Origin of the sequence: Pseudomonas sp. Sample_10 (assembly GCF_004321495.1) — a bacterium.
Lineage (GTDB): Bacteria > Pseudomonadota > Gammaproteobacteria > Pseudomonadales > Pseudomonadaceae > Aquipseudomonas.
This window is the reverse complement of sequence record NZ_RCOE01000034.1, coordinates 23,908-41,078: the sequence shown is the minus strand read 5'-3', so window position 1 is coordinate 41,078 and position 17,171 is coordinate 23,908. Positions and strand designations below refer to the sequence as shown.

Annotated in this window: 10 protein-coding genes; 3 read left to right on the top strand and 7 right to left on the bottom strand. The window is 59.5% G+C overall.

Annotation, left to right across the window (positions count from 1 at the left end; translation table 11 throughout):
- The first annotated feature begins 424 nt into the window (after nt 1-424).
- Nucleotides 425-5,320 (top strand): NAD-glutamate dehydrogenase, encoded by a 4,896-nt coding sequence (locus D8U18_RS02405; RefSeq protein ID WP_056855520.1) that lies wholly within the window; start codon nt 425-427, stop codon nt 5,318-5,320.
- A 165-nt stretch (nt 5,321-5,485) separates the two neighbouring features.
- Here D8U18_RS02405 and D8U18_RS02400 read toward each other — a convergent pair whose 3' ends face one another.
- From D8U18_RS02400 to D8U18_RS02385, 4 genes are all read right to left on the bottom strand, one after another.
- The gene (locus D8U18_RS02400) at nt 5,486-6,199 is read right to left on the bottom strand and encodes an ATPase (RefSeq protein WP_131106932.1); all 714 of its coding nucleotides are present in this window, start codon (nt 6,197-6,199) and stop codon (nt 5,486-5,488) included.
- 229 nt (nt 6,200-6,428) lie between these two features.
- On the bottom strand, nt 6,429-6,839 hold the full coding sequence (locus D8U18_RS02395) for a cupin domain-containing protein (RefSeq protein WP_056855602.1): 411 nt from the start codon (nt 6,837-6,839) through the stop codon (nt 6,429-6,431).
- A 183-nt stretch (nt 6,840-7,022) separates the two neighbouring features.
- Nucleotides 7,023-7,316, bottom strand: coding sequence for an antibiotic biosynthesis monooxygenase family protein (locus D8U18_RS02390; RefSeq protein ID WP_056855518.1), 294 nt, complete (start codon nt 7,314-7,316; stop codon nt 7,023-7,025).
- A 124-nt stretch (nt 7,317-7,440) separates the two neighbouring features.
- Nucleotides 7,441-8,874, bottom strand: coding sequence for a PLP-dependent aminotransferase family protein (locus D8U18_RS02385; protein ID WP_130905655.1), 1,434 nt, complete (start codon nt 8,872-8,874; stop codon nt 7,441-7,443).
- 205 nt (nt 8,875-9,079) lie between these two features.
- Between D8U18_RS02385 and D8U18_RS02380 the strand changes: the two genes are divergently transcribed.
- Together D8U18_RS02380 and D8U18_RS02375 are read left to right on the top strand one after the other, a co-directional pair.
- On the top strand, nt 9,080-9,520 hold the full coding sequence (locus D8U18_RS02380; protein ID WP_131106931.1) for a carboxymuconolactone decarboxylase family protein: 441 nt from the start codon (nt 9,080-9,082) through the stop codon (nt 9,518-9,520).
- Between the two features lie 95 nt (nt 9,521-9,615).
- Nucleotides 9,616-10,110, top strand: coding sequence for a hypothetical protein (locus D8U18_RS02375; RefSeq protein ID WP_056855515.1), 495 nt, complete (start codon nt 9,616-9,618; stop codon nt 10,108-10,110).
- 137 nt (nt 10,111-10,247) lie between these two features.
- Here the strand turns inward: D8U18_RS02375 and D8U18_RS02370 are convergent, their stop codons facing one another.
- The 3 genes from D8U18_RS02370 to D8U18_RS02360 all read right to left on the bottom strand — a co-directional run bounded on the left by D8U18_RS02370 (nt 10,248) and on the right by D8U18_RS02360 (nt 17,123).
- The gene (locus D8U18_RS02370) at nt 10,248-12,614 is read right to left on the bottom strand and encodes a tetratricopeptide repeat protein (protein ID WP_131106930.1); all 2,367 of its coding nucleotides are present in this window, start codon (nt 12,612-12,614) and stop codon (nt 10,248-10,250) included.
- Nucleotides 12,615-12,841: 227 nt separating this feature from the next.
- A complete protein-coding gene (locus D8U18_RS02365; RefSeq protein ID WP_131106929.1) occupies nt 12,842-15,355 on the bottom strand; it encodes a fused MFS/spermidine synthase in 2,514 nt (837 codons plus the stop codon).
- Nucleotides 15,356-15,542: 187 nt separating this feature from the next.
- Nucleotides 15,543-17,123, bottom strand: a complete 1,581-nt coding sequence (locus tag D8U18_RS02360) for an arylsulfatase (RefSeq protein WP_131106928.1) — start codon at nt 17,121-17,123, stop codon at nt 15,543-15,545.
- Nucleotides 17,124-17,171: the final 48 nt, after the last annotated feature.

Sequence of the window (17,171 nt, the reverse complement as noted above, 5' to 3'; positions counted from 1 at the left end):
GTGTCAGAGGATATGTCGTGAACGAGGGAAGTGTTGCTGGTCATTTCTGGTACGTATGTCCCGTAAATACGAGCGCAAAACCGTCATTTTTCTGTGCGGATGCTAGTGTTATCCGTTGCACTGGCGTCAAGCTGCGTGCCGTTGACCGAATATGTCGCAGCACCGCAAGCACGGGCCTTGCCGCACTCGTTAAGCTGCGCAACGGATGAGCACCCGTAAAGACATTGCGCTGCACGCAGCCCAGTCGTTTTTGCAGATGCCCATTCACGGAAGGTGAATGTGACCCGAGTGTCTCGTCCAGCTTCACCCACCTGTCACCCTGTTTCCTCTGCCCGAGAATCAGGAACAGGCTGACGGGTAGCCCCTGACAGGGGTTTTGCACGCGACGCTTCCATCAATAACAAGCCCAAGCGGAGTACCACAGATGGCGTTCTTCACCGCAGCCAGCAAAGCCGACTTCCAGCACCAACTGCAAGCGGCACTGGCGCAGCACATCAGTGAACAGGCACTGCCACAAGTGGCGCTGTTCGCTGAACAATTCTTCGGCATCATTTCCCTGGACGAGCTGACTCAACGTCGTCTCTCCGACCTCGCTGGCTGTACTCTCTCTGCGTGGCGCCTGCTTGAGCGCTTCGATCACGCGCAACCGCAAGTGCGTGTCTACAACCCCGATTACGAACGCCACGGCTGGCAGTCGACCCACACCGCGGTCGAAGTGCTGCATCACGATCTGCCATTCCTGGTGGACTCGGTGCGCACCGAGCTGAACCGTCGCGGCTACAGCATTCACACCCTGCAGACCACCGTGCTCAGCGTGCGTCGCGGCAGCAAGGGTGAACTGCTGGAAATCCTGCCAAAAGGCACCCAGGGCGACGACGTGCTGCAAGAGTCGTTGATGTACCTGGAAATCGACCGTTGCGCCAACACCGCCGAATTGAACGTGCTGAGCAAAGAGCTGGAGCAAGTGCTCGGTGAAGTGCGCGTCGCGGTGGCTGACTTCGAGCCGATGAAAGCCAAGGTCCAGGAAATCCTGACCAATCTGGACAGCAGCCAGTTTGTCGTCGATGCCGACGAAAAAGCCGAAATCAAAAGCTTCCTCGAATGGCTGGTGGGCAACCACTTCACCTTCCTCGGCTATGAAGAATTCGTTGTCCGCGATGAGGCCGATGGCGGTCACATCGTCTACGACCAGAACTCTTTCCTGGGCCTGACCAAACTGCTGCGCGCCGGCCTGACCTACGATGACCTGCGCATCGAAGACTACGCCGTGAACTACCTGCGCGAGCCGACCCTGCTGTCGTTCGCCAAGGCTGCGCACCCAAGCCGTGTACACCGTCCGGCTTACCCCGACTATGTGTCGATCCGTGAGATCGACGCCGATGGCAACGTCATCAAGGAATGCCGTTTCATGGGCCTGTACACCTCGTCGGTGTATGGCGAAAGCGTGCGGGTCATTCCGTATATCCGCCGCAAGGTCGCGGAAATCGAACGCCGTTCGGGCTTCCAGGCCAAGGCTCACCTGGGCAAGGAACTGGCCCAGGTCGTTGAAGTCTTGCCTCGCGACGATCTGTTCCAGACGCCGGTGGACGAGCTGTTCAGCACCGTGATGTCGATCGTGCAGATCCAGGAACGCAACAAGATCCGCGTGTTCCTGCGCAAAGACCCGTACGGCCGTTTCTGCTACTGCCTGGCCTATGTGCCGCGTGACATCTATTCCACCGAAGTGCGCCAGAAGATCCAGCAAGTGCTGATGGATCGCCTGAAAGCCTCGGACTGCGAATTCTGGACCTTCTTCTCCGAATCCGTGCTGGCCCGCGTACAACTGATCCTGCGTGTCGATCCGAAAAACCGTATCGACATCGACCCGCAGCAGCTGGAAAACGAAGTGATCCAGGCCTGCCGCAGCTGGCAGGACGACTATTCGGCCCTGACTGTCGAAACCTTCGGCGAAGCCCATGGCACCAACGTGCTGGCCGACTTCCCGAAAGGCTTCCCGGCCGGTTACCGCGAGCGTTTCGCTGCGCATTCGGCCGTGGTCGACATGCAGCACCTGCTGAACCTCAGCGAAAAAAATCCGCTGGTGATGAGCTTCTATCAGCCGCTGGGCCAGGTGTCCGGTCAGCGTGAGCTGCATTGCAAGCTGTACCACGCCGATACCCCGCTGGCACTGTCCGACGTGCTGCCGATCCTGGAAAACCTCGGCCTGCGCGTACTGGGTGAATTCCCGTACCGCCTGCGTCACACCAATGGCCGCGAGTTCTGGATTCATGATTTCGCCTTCACCGCGGCTGAAGGCCTGGACCTGGACATCCAGCAACTCAACGACACCCTGCAGGACGCGTTCGTCCACATCGTGCGTGGCGATGCCGAGAACGATGCGTTCAACCGCCTGGTGCTGACCGCCGGCCTGCCATGGCGCGACGTGGCGCTGCTGCGTGCCTACGCTCGCTACCTGAAGCAGATCCGTCTGGGCTTCGACCTGGGTTACATCGCCAGCACCCTGAACAACCACACCGACATCGCTCGCGAGCTGACCCGGTTGTTCAAGACCCGTTTCTACCTGGCGCGCAAGTTGAGCGGCGATGACCTGGACGACAAGCAACAACGTCTGGAACACGCGATCCTGGCGGCACTGGACGACGTCCAGGTGTTGAACGAAGACCGCATCCTGCGTCGCTACCTTGACCTGATCAAGGCGACCCTGCGGACCAACTTCTACCAGACCGACGCCAACGGCCAGAACAAGTCGTACTTCAGCTTCAAGTTCAACCCGCACCTGATCCCTGAACTGCCGAAGCCGGTGCCGAAGTTTGAAATCTTCGTCTACTCGCCACGCGTCGAAGGCGTACACCTGCGCTTCGGCAACGTTGCCCGCGGCGGTCTGCGCTGGTCCGACCGGGAAGAAGACTTCCGGACCGAAGTCCTCGGCCTGGTAAAAGCCCAGCAAGTGAAGAACTCGGTCATCGTGCCGGTGGGTGCGAAGGGCGGCTTCCTGCCGCGTCGCCTGCCACTGGGCGGCAGCCGTGACGAGATCGCCGCCGAAGGTATCGCGTGCTACCGCATCTTCATTTCCGGTCTGTTGGACATCACCGACAACCTCAAGGACGGCGCGCTGGTGCCACCGGCCAACGTCGTGCGTCATGACGATGATGACCCGTACCTGGTGGTGGCGGCGGACAAGGGCACTGCAACCTTCTCCGACATCGCCAACGGCATCGCCATCGACTACGGCTTCTGGCTGGGTGACGCGTTTGCGTCCGGTGGTTCGGCCGGTTACGACCACAAGAAAATGGGCATCACCGCCAAGGGCGCGTGGGTTGGCGTTCAGCGTCACTTCCGCGAACGCGGCATCAATGTCCAGCAAGACAGCATCACCGTAGTGGGCGTCGGCGACATGGCCGGTGACGTGTTCGGTAACGGCTTGCTGATGTCCGACAAGCTGCAACTGGTCGCCGCGTTCAACCACCTGCACATCTTCATCGACCCGAACCCGAATCCGGCGACCAGCTTCGCCGAGCGTCAGCGTTTGTTTGACCTGCCGCGTTCGGCCTGGTCGGACTACGACACCAGCATCATGTCTGAAGGTGGCGGTATCTTCTCGCGCAGCGCGAAGAGCATCGCGATCTCCCCGCAAATGCAGGAACGCTTCGACATCAAGGCCGACAAGCTGACCCCGACCGAACTGTTGAACGCCTTGCTCAAGGCGCCGGTGGATCTGTTGTGGAACGGCGGTATCGGCACTTACGTCAAGGCCAGCAGCGAAAGCCACGCCGATGTCGGCGACAAGGCCAACGATGCACTGCGCGTGAACGGCAACGAACTGCGCTGCAAAGTCGTGGGCGAGGGCGGTAACCTCGGCATGACCCAACTGGGTCGTGTGGAATTCGGTCTCAATGGCGGCGGTTCCAACACCGACTTCATCGACAACGCCGGTGGCGTGGACTGCTCCGACCACGAAGTGAACATCAAGATCCTGCTGAACGAAGTGGTTCAGGCGGGCGACATGACCGACAAGCAACGTAACCAGTTGCTGGCGAGCATGACCGACGAAGTCGGTGGTCTGGTGCTGGGCAACAACTACAAGCAGACTCAGGCATTGTCCCTGGCAGCCCGTCGTGCCTTGCCGCGGATCGCCGAATACAAGCGTCTGATGAACGATCTGGAAGGTCGCGGCAAGCTGGATCGTGCAATCGAGTTCCTGCCGTCCGAAGAAGCCATCAACGAACGCATCGCCGAAGGCCATGGCCTGACCCGTGCCGAGTTGTCGGTGCTGATCTCCTACAGCAAGATCGACCTCAAGGAACAGTTGCTCAATTCGCTGGTCCCGGATGACGACTATCTGACCCGCGACATGGAAACCGCTTTCCCGCCGACCCTGGTGAGCAAGTTCTCCGAAGCCATGCGCCGTCACCGTCTGAAGCGCGAAATAGTCAGCACCCAGATCGCCAACGACCTGGTCAACCACATGGGTATCACCTTCGTTCAGCGACTCAAAGAGTCCACCGGCATGAGCCCGGCGAACGTGGCTGGCGCTTATGTGATCGTGCGCGACATTTTCCATCTCCCGCACTGGTTCCGTCAGATCGAAGCCCTGGATTATCAGGTTTCCGCTGATGTGCAACTGGAGCTGATGGACGAGCTGATGCGTCTGGGCCGTCGCGCCACTCGCTGGTTCCTGCGTGCCCGCCGCAACGAGCAGAACGCTGCCCGTGATGTGGCGCACTTCGGTCCGCATTTGAAGGAACTGGGGCTCAAGCTCGACGAGTTGCTCAGTGGCGAGATCCGCGAAACCTGGCAGACCCGTTACCAGGCTTACGTCGCAGCCGGTGTACCGGAGTTGCTGGCGCGCATGGTGGCTGGCACTTCGCACCTGTACACCCTGCTGCCGATCATCGAGGCTTCCGACGTGACCGGCCAGGACCCGGCCGAGGTGGCCAAGGCTTACTTCGCCGTGGGCAGTGCGCTGGACATCACCTGGTACATGCAACAGATCAGCGCTCTGCCGGTTGAAAACAACTGGCAGGCCCTGGCCCGTGAAGCGTTCCGTGATGATGTGGACTGGCAGCAACGCGCGATCACCATCTCGGTCCTGCAACAGGGCGACGGCACTCAGGACGTGGAAACACGCCTGTCGCTGTGGATGGCGCAGCACGACAGCATGATCGAACGCTGGCGTGCCATGCTGGTGGAAATCCGTGCCGCCAGCGGCACCGACTACGCCATGTACGCAGTGGCCAACCGTGAACTGCTGGACCTGGCGTTGAGCGGGCAAGCGGTAGTGCCTGCTGCTGTCGCGGTAGAGCTGGAACCGGCTGCCTGATCAGGCGCTGAATGAAAAAGCCCCGCATTGAGAGATGCGGGGTTTTTTTTGTCCCAAGGTTTTGTGGTGTCAGGTCAGGCCTCATCGCCAGCAAGCCGGCTCCTACGGTGATGTGTTGTTGCAAAACCTGTAGGAGCCGGCTTGCTGGCGATGAGGCCATTCGACTTAATACAATTTCATATTCGGAATGTTGTTTATCATCGACACATTACTTGTCGGGCTAGTCAATAAATTATTGAGCGACTGGTCAAACTTCTGCAATGCCCTTACTTGTACATTTTGTTGTTCGTTAATGTCAGCAACAATCTCTTCGCTGCGTTTATAGTCGGCCCACACCGGGCTGAGCGCTCTGGCGTCATAGCCTTTCGCGGTGCCGATATAATTGAACTGGTTGTCATAGAAATCGGCACTGACTCTGGATTCGACGTCCGAACTGCGCGAGGTGATCAATTGGCTGCGGCTGTCGATGACGGCCACCACATCCGGTTTCGCAGCCTTGAGGCTTTGCATGTCCGGGTACACCGTGACCGAGCCAAACTGACGCTGTAACGAGGCTTTGACCCAATCCACGGCGAGGTCGGGCTTGGAGGTGGCGACGTAGGCATCGTGGATCTCCTGCACCAACAGGCTCTGGCCGAAACCGGTGCCGGCATTGGCCTGATAATCCTGCAGATATTCACGGTTGGCCTGGGTGTTGCGGCTGTACACCACGCCCAGGGCAACATGGCTGCCGTTGGGTATGCGGGTCACATTGCTGCGGCCAACCGGTTGCGTGAAGATTCCGTCCAGCGAGGAAACCGCCGAAGGTGCGGTGGGAACCGAGCAGCCAGACAAAAGAGCAGTTGTAAGGGTTAACGTACTGACAAGTGCAAGTTTCATTGTGTTACTCCAGTGAAACAACATCAGTAAGGAAGTTAAAGTTGCCGGAAGGGGTCGGCAGTCATTCCAGACTAAACCGGGAAGCGCGGAATGAAATAGCCAATATTCGTGCTTATTGGCAGTCTGCTAGTATTGTTTGGTTTAAACAGAGCAAGTTAATTGCTCTTGGAAATAAAAACGCCCGAATAGAATATTTGGACGTTTTCATTTATGGCTGTTCGCTCAGCGATCAGTTTTTCAAGGGGACCAGCACTTCTTCGTCCGGCGACAGCACCATGAACACCAGCAACTTTGCAGGCTCGGTAGCGCTGGCGTTTTTCGAGACCAGGTGCTCGGAGCCGGCCGCTTCGTACCAGTATTCGCCCGCCTTGTAGGTCACTGCTTTCTCGCCTTTGACCTGGGAAGTAATCGACCCGGAAAGGACATAGGCCATGGCCGTACCGTCGTGCCTGTGGGCGATGGACGATTGGCCGGGCTTGTAATCGACTTCGATCATCAATGCTTTTTTGCCCGGTACGTTTTTCAGCATCTGGTCTTGCAGCACCGTGACCTTTTCCGAAGGGTCATGGGCAAAGGCTGAGGCGGAAAAGGCCAGGGCCAGGGCAGCAAGAGGAGTGGCACACAAGCGCAAAACATTCATGTTCATGACCTTCTAAGAGTGGTTGTCGGGATCACAATAAGCTGCGCATCCGGACTGGAAAACAGCCAATTTTCCGGAAGGTCAGGGGACCAATCCTGAGCGTTGAAAGCAAAAAAAACCGCAGCCTGCGCCAGCTCCTACCCTGTAGGATCTGCCGCAGGCTGCGATTTTTCGATCTGGCTTCTAGCGAATCGGAAAGCTGTTGAAGTCGACGGCATTGGCCAGTTGGCAGTCGATCAGGTCGATGAAACCCTGCACCTGAGGGCTGTTGAAGTGCGACTGCATGGCCGCTTCCGATTGCCAATGGGCGCTGACGGTCCAGCGATTACTGTCCTCAGGGCAGCGGTCGACCATGTAGGAGTCACAGCCCGGTAGTTCGCGCAGGGTGTCGACAATCTTTTGCAGTTGCTTACCCAGTTCTTCCGAGCGGCCGGCGACGGCCTGCACCTTAACGGTATTGATCACTTTGTAGGACATTGGCTCAGACTCCTGAATCAGGCCGGACGAATCCTGCTCATTGAGGGATAACGCCTATGCAGGATAGGCCTGCCCCCCTGGACAACCAATAGCCAATCGCCGGATAAAGCCGCAGACCAATCCGTCAGGCGACTTGCTGCAAAATGTCCCGCAGCCGGTCCAGAGCGGGGTCGATGTCCAGGGTTTCGATGGCGCCAAAGCCCATGAGCAAGCCGGCCCGTGGCGCTTGCTGGTGGAAAAAGCCTTCGATGGAGTAAAGCCCCACTTCCACTTTTTTCGCCAGTTCGATGACCAGGGGAATATCAATCGGCACTTTGCACATGACCGCCATGTGAAAACCTGCCGTGCTCGGGATCGCTTCGAGCCAGGGCGACAGGTCACCGGCCATGCGCGCCAGTATGCGGTCGCGCCGACCGGCATAAATCGTATGGCAGCGACGGATGTGCTTGAGCAGGCAGCCCTCAGCAATGAATTTGGCCAGCGCCCATTGGGGCAGGGTGGAGGTGTGCAGGTCGGTCAGTTGCTTGGCGCGAACCACCGCCTCGTGGATCGCCGGCGGCAAAATCGCATACCCCAGGCGCAGCTCTGGCAACAGGGTTTTCGAGAACGTCCCGACGTAGGCAACGATCCCGCGCTCATCCATGCTTTGCAGCGAGTCCGTAGGGCGGCCTTCGTAGCGGAATTCGCTGTCGTAGTCGTCTTCAATGATGATCGCCCCCAGTTCATGGGCCTTGGCCAGCAGGGCGACCCGACGCGCCTGGCTCATGGGCATGCCCAGCGGAAACTGATGTGACGGGGTGACGTAAATCAACCGCGTGCCGAGGGGGATCTTGTCCACCTGAATGCCTTCGGCATCCACGGGTACGCCTACCACTGTCGCGCCGTGGGTGCCGAACAGCAGGCGCGCGGGCGGATAGCCGGGGTCTTCCATGGCCACGATACTGCCGGGTCGGGTCAGCACCCGGGAAATCAGGTCCAGCGCCTGCTGAGCGCCATTGCACACCACCACGTCTTCGTCCTGACAATTGACCCCACGGGAGAACGCGATGTGTCGGGCGATGGCATTGCGCAGCGCCGGCAAGCCTTCGGGCAGGCTGTAGAAACCCTTGGACGCGGCAATCTGGCGCAAGGCGTGAGCGGTGCAGCGTCGCCAGTCATCCTGCGGAAACTGGCCCTTGCTGGTGGCGCCACCAATGAAGTCATAACGCAACGAACCTTCCAGCGTCGGATGGCGCAGAAACACCGGCAAGTTGCGCCAGGACTCGATCACCTCGAAGCCTGCCAATTCCGTATGGCTTTGCTTGCGCTCGATCTTGGAGGCCCGCGCATTGACGTAGGTACCTTTACCGATCACCCCAGTGAGGAAGTTTTCGTAGGTCAGTTGTGCGTAGGTATCGGAAATGGTCTTGCGTGAAATGCCCAGTTGCTCGGCCAGCAAGCGGCTGGGCGGAAGCTGTGTGCCCGCTGCCAGGCGGCCCGATTCGATGGCGCTGCGCAGTTGGTTGTACAGCTGGCCCGCCAGGTCCTTGCGGCCATTGATGACAACATGAAGTTCCATACCGGCGAGGCTCCGGAGCAGTTGAGGCGCGTGTGCGTGGCGCCAGATTACCCTCATCGGGTGCGGGTGCAGTAGTTGCGTGCTGGAAAAACCGTTAATTGGTCTGGCATCCAGTGGTCCACGGAATTTCCGCAGAATTGGACCTGTAACGCGCACGCAGCAGCGACTACCTTGAAAGGAACATCTCCGCTGCACGAGGCCCGCCATGACCCCCCGCCTGGATTACTACAGTGCTTCACCCAAAGCGATGAAGGCGATGATCGCCATGGAGGCCCTGACCAGCAGCCTTAGCATCGAAGCGCCGTTGCTGCACCTGATCAAGATTCGCGCCTCGCAACTCAATGGCTGCGCGTTCTGCACCGACATGCATTCGGTGGACGCCCGGCGCCTGGGCGAAACCGACAGGCGCCTGTATTCAATCGTGGTCTGGCGCGACAGCAACTTCTTCAACCCGCGCGAGCGCGCAGCCCTGGACTGGACCGAAGCGGTGACGCTGCTTTCGCAAAATAATGTGCCCGATGACGTCTATGAACAGGCACGGACGCAGTTCAGTGAGGGTGAACTGGTCGACCTGACCATTGCAGTCACCACCATCAACAGCTGGAATCGACTGGCGGTGAGTTTTCGCCAAAGCCCTAATGCTTGATTGCCTGCACCGTTCGCGCTTTTAGTCGTACATCGGCAACGCGCATCTGCCATGCTCAATGTCCGCAGCACCGCTTCAATCAAAGGAACAATGCAATGGACGACGTACAGCAACTGGGCGAGATGCTTCGTCACTACGCAGAAAGCGAAGCGCACAAGAAGCAGTTGTTCGAAGCGCAATCGGCCGAGTGGGCCAAGCGCATTGGTGAACTGTTCGATCAGATCCAGCAGTGGCTCGAACCGGTGCAGGCACCACATCTGTTGGAGGTCAGCCGCGCAGCGTATGTCGCGTCAGGGCCGAGCGTTGCGCTCGAGACTTCGACGTTCAAGACGCAAAAGCTGAGCATCCTGATTGCCGGTAGGCCGGTGGAGTTTGTGCCGGAGGTGATGGGCGCTGGCGGGCAGATTTCGGTGGCGGTGCTGGGCTTTACTGCTGCGCGTGTCGGCAGTGTGTCGTTGGTGTGCCTGCCGCCGGCTTCGAACTGGCAGTGGCGCAAGACCAATGGCTTGAAAGACCCGGACACTTTTGCGTTTGATGCGAACTTCCTGGCGCAGCAGTTGCAGAGCCTGATTCCCCGCGATCGCGGCTGAAGCAAGTCTCCCCTGTAGGAGTGAGCCCTGCTCGCGATGCACGCAAGGACGCCGCGGGGGTGTCAGGATGCCAGCGTTATCGTTGACGTCCATCGCGAGCAGGGCTCACTCCTACAGGGATCTTCAGCGACCAGCGATCACTTCAACGCCGGGTCGCCCATGTTCATTTTCTTCCAGCCTTGCAGCAGCACTTGGGCCTTGGGCTCCTGGCCATTATTCAGGTAGTACTGAATCAGCGCCAACCGAGCGTTGCGGTTGGCGGGTTGCACTTTCAACAGCCTTTCCAGTTCCTCGCAGGCTTGATCAACCTTGCCGCTGTCGTGAAGCGCCACGGCCAGTACGTAACCGTATTGGGCACTTTGTGGTTCCAATTGCGCGGCTTTGCGCAGGAACGGCATGGCCTGTTCGGTTTTGCGCGCACGCACCAGCGACAGGCCCTGAGTGTGCTGCAAAAGGGCGGCATTCGGGTGGTCTTTCAGGCTTTGCGCCAGGAGTGCCTGAGCTTCCTGACCACGGCCATTGGCCTCCAGCCATTGCACCAGCGTCACCAGCGCCGGGTAGAAGTCCGGATCGCGCTTGAGCGCAGTACGCAGCAGCCCTTCGACTTCGCCGCCGCGGCCATCGGCCTGGTACAGCATGGCCAGATTGAGGTTGGCTTCGGCACGTTCGGCAAGGCTCTTTTGCACTGCTTCGTACTCGCCAATGGCAGTGTTCCAGCTGTCCTGATCCGTGCCCATAGCGCTGCGCGCCACGCTTAACAAGTCGCGGGCGGCGGCAATGCGCACGGCTTTGACAGGGTCGCTGAGCAACGGCGTCAACAGTGGGGCTCGCTCCGGTGGTGGCAGGAAGGCACTGATCGCACGGATGGCACTTTCGCGCACTTGCGGCGCCGGATTGGCCAAGTCCTTGGTGGCCAGTTTCAGTGCCTGTTCGCTCGGGTACAGAGGCAATTCGCCCAGTAGCGTCGCTCGTTGAATCGCCGGCAGGTTGTTGCGTTGCAGCTGCTCGTACAGCGCTTGCGCTGCACCGGGCTGGCCATTGCGGATCAGCCACAGGCTTTCGTCGTAACGCGGGGCCTGCGGCGCACTGGCGTTGGCGGTGTTCCAGAGCTTGAACTGCTCGGTGACCTTGTCACCGGCCTTGCCCTGATGACAGGTCAGGCAGGCGTCCGGGGTGCCGAGTTTTTTCGCTCGCTCCGGGTTGGGAATGCTGAAGCTGTGGTCATGCCGGAAATCGTTGCCCATGTAGAACTTGCCGGGCATATGACAATCGATGCACTGCGAACCCGGCTGGCCCATGGTGTGGCGAGTGTGTTCGATGGAATCGTAGTTTTTCGCTTGCAGGCCTTTGCCGTCGACACCTTCCACCGGAGTCTTGCCGGCGGTGTTGTGGCATTGCAGGCAGACACCGTTGCCCGGCGCCTTGAGTTCGCTGCTGTGCGGGTTGTGGCAGTTGCTGCAGCGCACGCCTTTGTCGAACATTTTGCTTTGGGCGAAAGAGCCGTGCTCGAACACTTCGTCCTTGATCTTGCCGTCCAGGGCGTACAGCTCGCGGGTCAGGGGGCTTGGCAGGTAATCATCCATCAGTCGGTTACCGGCGCTGAAACCATCACCCAGCGGCGCGCGACGGGAGTGGCAACGAGCGCAGGTTTCGATTTCAACGGTGGCGTCCTTGTCCTTGAGGTCGACGGCAAACCCGGCATGAATCAGGTCGGTTTTCTTTGCTGTCCATTCCAGATGATTGGATGCTGGACCGTGGCAGGCCTGACAGCCGACGCCGAGGCTGTTCCACTGGCTGTCGAAGGTGTTTTTTGCCGTATCAAAGTTACGTTTATAACCGGTGGTGTGGCACTCGACGCACATGAAATTGGCGTTCTGGCTCGGTTTGCTCCAGTGCAACGGGTCCTTGAAAGTCACGCCCTGGCCCGGATAGAGATGAAACCAGCGCTGTTTCTCGGTATCCCAGGCGATGCCGAGCGCTTGCAAGCGACCGTCTCCGACCTCGATCAGGTATTGCTGCAATGGCGCTATGCCAAAGGTGTAGGCGACTTTGAAGTCTGCGTTCTTGCCGTCGATTCCAGGCGTATTGACCCAGAACCCATCGTCCTTGCGCGAGAAACGGGTGGTTTCGTTTTCTGCCTTGAACGTGACGTTGTTGAAGTCACCGAGCAGGGTATCGGCGTTGGCCGGTTGCATCGCCAATTGGTGATGGGAGCCTTGCCAATCCTTGACCTGGGCACTGTGGCAGCCTTGGCATTGCTGTTCGTCGACCATTGTTGCCGGCGCCGTGGCCAGCGGTTTTGGCGGCGGTTTGGCAGGTTGCACGGCGGGCGTGCTGACGGGCGCATAGGTCGTCGGCGCGGGGTTGCTGGCAAACAGGAACCAGCCGATAGCTGCGACCGCCAGGAGCAGGATGCCGATGGTGACGGGGAACAGATAACGACTAATCAACGTGGGCCGTGAATCAGGACCAGGGTTTACTGCTTTGTTTTTATGTTTCGGCATTGCGACTTCCGTGGTCCAGGTGCGTTTGCCGTCAGGCGTGCGTTCATGCTGGGTGCAGCTTTGCCGTAAGGCCGGCGTGTGTCAAATGATGGTTGTGGTGAATCGGATCGCCCCATCGCTGGCAAGCCAGCTCCCACAGGATTTGCATCGGTCACAACATTCCGGCACGACACAACACCTGTGGGAGCTGGCTTGTCGGGTCGCCGCATCGCAGCGATAGCGATCTCTCATTCCCCGACAAACCACCGGTAATACGGATTGCCGCCATCGCCACGCATGACTTCGCGGATATCCCGGCTCCAGGCGTCGCGATCGCCCTCATAGGCATGCAGGCTGGCCCGGTAGAACTGCATCAGGCGTTGTTGATGAGTGTTCATCCGCTCGGTAAACCCTTGGTCGGCATTCAACAACGGTGGCGCGCTGTGCAGGTCCAGCAGCGTCGGCAACACACGGGTGATTTCCTTGGCCCGTACCCACGGCGCGTATTCGATACGTGGTTGATCGTCGGTCACCGGTTGCGCATTTGCCGCGAAACGCTCAAGACCCGCGCGATCAGTGACCCAGGTTGCCAGCAGCGCGGCCGCCGAGCCGATGCCCACGTCCTGCAAGGTGCTCCGCACGCTGTCCTGTTGGAAGCGTTGGTTGATCTTCGTCGCGTCCAGTTCCATCGGTTCCATGGAACCTACCAGCAGCATTTCATGAAACTCACTGGTCCACAGGCTGGCGTAGGGGTAAACGTCGAGGAAGCTGCGTACCAGCGAGCGCGAATCGTCGATGTTTTGGGTCGGCAATGGCAGCCATTGTGCGACCAGGCCTTGTTTGTTCAACCGACTGGCAGCCAGTTGGTAGAAGTCGCGGGAGTACAGATTCACTACGCCGGCCGCGGAGGGTGGGGGCGGCTCGAGGGTAATGAGGTCATAGCGTTGCGGGTTGCGCAGCAGTTCCTGGCGACCGTCGCGCAGCCGGACATCGACGGCGGGATTGGCTGCCGCGTTGAAGTTGCCCTTGAACAACGGTGCCGCCTTGACCACCGCGGGCAGCAACTCGGCGACCACCCGATGCTCAAGACCCGGGTACTGCGTCAACGCGCCCGCGGTAATGCCAGTGCCGAAGCCGATCACCAGGGCCGAGCGGGGTTCACCGTTGTGGATCAGCAATGGCAGCAATGCCTGAATCCGCATGTAACGCAGGGAGGGCATGGCGTCGCCGGTATTGGAAACGCCCTGGATATACAAACGCTCGAAGGTCCTTTGTCCCTTGCCTTGGGTGACCACGGCAACGGTGCCGCCGCGTCCTTCCTCGTAGTACGCCAGCGTGCCGTTACGCGCGCCGGGAAGCAGGCTGGCCAGTTTGTCTATCGGTGTCAGCAGTGCCAGAGCCAGCGAAATCAGACCGACAGCAATCACCCCCTGACGCCGACCTTTCTTCACGCCGTGCCCCTTGCGCACCGCAAAGTAGCCAATCGCGGCAGCGATAATCGCCAGCAACCCAAGGGTTCGCACCAGGCCCAGCAGCGGGATCAGCACGAAACCGCAGAGCATGACGCCGACGATCCCGCCCAGGGTATTGAACGCCACCACTTCACCGACGTTGCGCCCCACGTGATCGTGTCCGACGCTCAAACGCAGCGCCACGGGAAACGCCGCGCCGAGCAATACGGTTGGCACGAACACGATGCACACGGCCGCCACTGCGAAGCGTGCGCTCATGCCCAGCAATTCGCTGGCTCCCAACGACAGCACCCAGGCTTCGACCACGCTTTGGGCGAGTACCAGCCAGCGCCCGAGCAAGGCAATTTCCAGCAGCGCGATCAGCCCGGCCCCGGCGATCAGCAGACCAAACACTCCCCAGGGATCGCGCAAGCGATCAACCCGACGGGAGAGCAGGGCGCTACCCAAAAACAAACCGGTGAGGTAGGTCGCCAACACCACGGCGAAGGCGTAGGTGCGCGTACTCATGAATTGCACGATGGATTGCGACCAGACCACTTCATAACCGAGGGCCACGCCACCGGCGATTGAATAGAGCCACAAAGCGAGGCGATCCGGCGCTGTTTTAGTGTGGTTTGTGACGGCCGTTTCCACGGACTGCGAACAATGGCGCTGGAACCACAAGGCACCCGCAGCGGCCAGCAGATTCAGCATCGCAGCGGCCAGGGCGCTGCCGCGTACACCGAGGGTGGCAATCAACACGAAAGCGGCGAGCAAGGTGCCCGCGATGGCGCCCGCGGTGTTTGCCGCATACAGGTGCCCGCCAGACTTGCCTAGGTGCTGCGGATCGGTTGCCAGGGAACGCACCAGCACCGGCAACGTGCCGCCCATCAGCAACGCCGGAATACCCACCAGTGCAAACGGCAACACCCAGGCCAGCAGACCGACATGCTGCTCCAGCCAGGCAAACGGACTGGCCGCCAGACTCATGGCGAACGTAGCGCCAACGCCCAGTACGGCAACCAGCACTTCCAGCCCTGCATACAGCAGAACCGGTTGTCGCAGGCGATCCGCCCAACGACCGAACAGCAAGCCACCCAATGCCAACCCGGCAAAGAATGCACTGATCCCGGCAGTAATGGCATACACCTCGACGCCCACCACCAGTGACAGTTGTTTGATCCATAGCACCTGATACACCAGCGCTGCGGCACCGGAAGCGAACAGCAACAGGGCAGGGATCAACAGTGCCGGAGAGGCGACTTGCGGGGCAGGCATGGCCGACGACTTGCTGGCGACACGTGAGGACATTGCGGATTGCCTTGTACAAAATTCGAATTGAACGACCAGATCGTTCCCACGCTCTGCGTGGGAACGCCTCAATGGACGCTCCGCGTCCACTTCGGCAGGGGACGCGGAGCGTCCCTGGTTGCATTCCCACGCAAAGCGTGGGAACGATCGCCGCTCGCCGATAAAGGCGAGCGGCGCGACAGCGGTCTTACTGTGCAGCTTTTGCTTTTTCAGCGATCTTGGCATCTACCGCAGCACGGATCTGGTCAATGCTGAAGCTTGCCGGTTTCTGGCTGGGTGGATACTCGACGAATGTTTCGAGGAACGCGGCCGACTTGCCTACCGCAATTGCAGTCAGATAAACGTTCTTTGTGGTCCAGTCGTAGTATTGATCGGAAACCACGTCGGCTCTTTCAAACGGGTCCATACGCAGGTTGAAGATTTTCGGCACGCGCAGACAAACGAAGGGCTCGCTCCAGACTTTAAAACCGCCCGGTGCGCGCTGCTCGCAAAATACCGCCTTCCAGTTATCGAAGCGCATCGACACCAGCATTCCGTCGTCGTTGAAATAGTAGAACTCCTTGCGCTCGCCTTTAGGCTGTTGGCCGGTCAGGTAAGGCAACTGGTTATAGCCATCCAGGTGCACTTTGAAGTTCGCGGCGCCCGAAGTGGGTGCCCAACCTTTGAGCAACTTGTTCTTCACGTCCGTTTCACCGGCTGCCGCGAGCAGCGTCGGGAACCAGTCCATGCCCGAGAACATCTCGTTGGACACTTCACCTGCCTTGATCTTGCCCGGCCAACGAATCATCGCCGGCACACGGTAAGCGCCTTCCCAGTTGGAGTTCTTCTCGTTGCGGAACGGCGTGGTCGCCGCGTCCGGCCAGGAGAACTGGTTGGGACCGTTGTCGGTGGTGTAGACGACGATGGTGTTGTCGGCGATTTTCAGGTCGTCGAGGGTTTTCAGCAGTTTGCCGACGTCACCGTCATGCTCGAGCATGCCGTCGGCATATTCGTTGCCGGGCATGCCGCTCTGGCCCTTCATCGACTCGCGCACATGGGTGAACAGGTGCATGCGCGTGGTGTTCATCCAGACGAAGAACGGCTTGTCGGCCTTGGCCTGTTTCTCGATGAACGCCTGTGCTGCGGCGGTGGTTTCGTCGTCGATGGTTTCCATACGCTTGGCGGTAAGGGCACCAGTGTCTTCGATCTTGCCATCGGCAAAACTGTGGATCACGCCGCGCGGGGCGTTGGCTTTGACGAACGCGGCATCGTCTTTGGGCCAGTAAGGACGCTCGGGTTCCTCTTCGGCGTTGAGGTGGTACAGGTTGCCGAAGAACTCGTCGAAACCGTGGTTGGTCGGCAAGTATTCGTCTTTGTCGCCCAAGTGGTTCTTGCCGAACTGACCGGTGGCGTAGCCCTGGGACTTCAGCGCCTGGGCGATGGTGATATCGCGTTTTTGCAGGCCTACGGGGGCGCCAGGGATGCCAACTTTCGACAGACCGGTACGCAAGGGAGTCTGCCCGGTAATGAACGACGAGCGCCCAGCAGTGCAGCTGTTCTCCGCGTAATAGTCGGTGAACATCATGCCTTCCTTGGCGATGCGATCAATGTTCGGAGTCTTGTACCCGACCACGCCCATGGAATAGGCACTGATATTGGTCTGGCCGATGTCGTCGCCGAAAATCACGAGAATATTGGGTTTATCGGCGGCCACGGCGGTTGCCGAGATCGCCATTACCGATGTCGCCACCAGGGCGAGTTTCGGTAACCAGTTGCGTATGCGAGTCATCTGACTAGCTCCTTTCACTTACGTCGCTCGGTGCGACAAACGTTTATT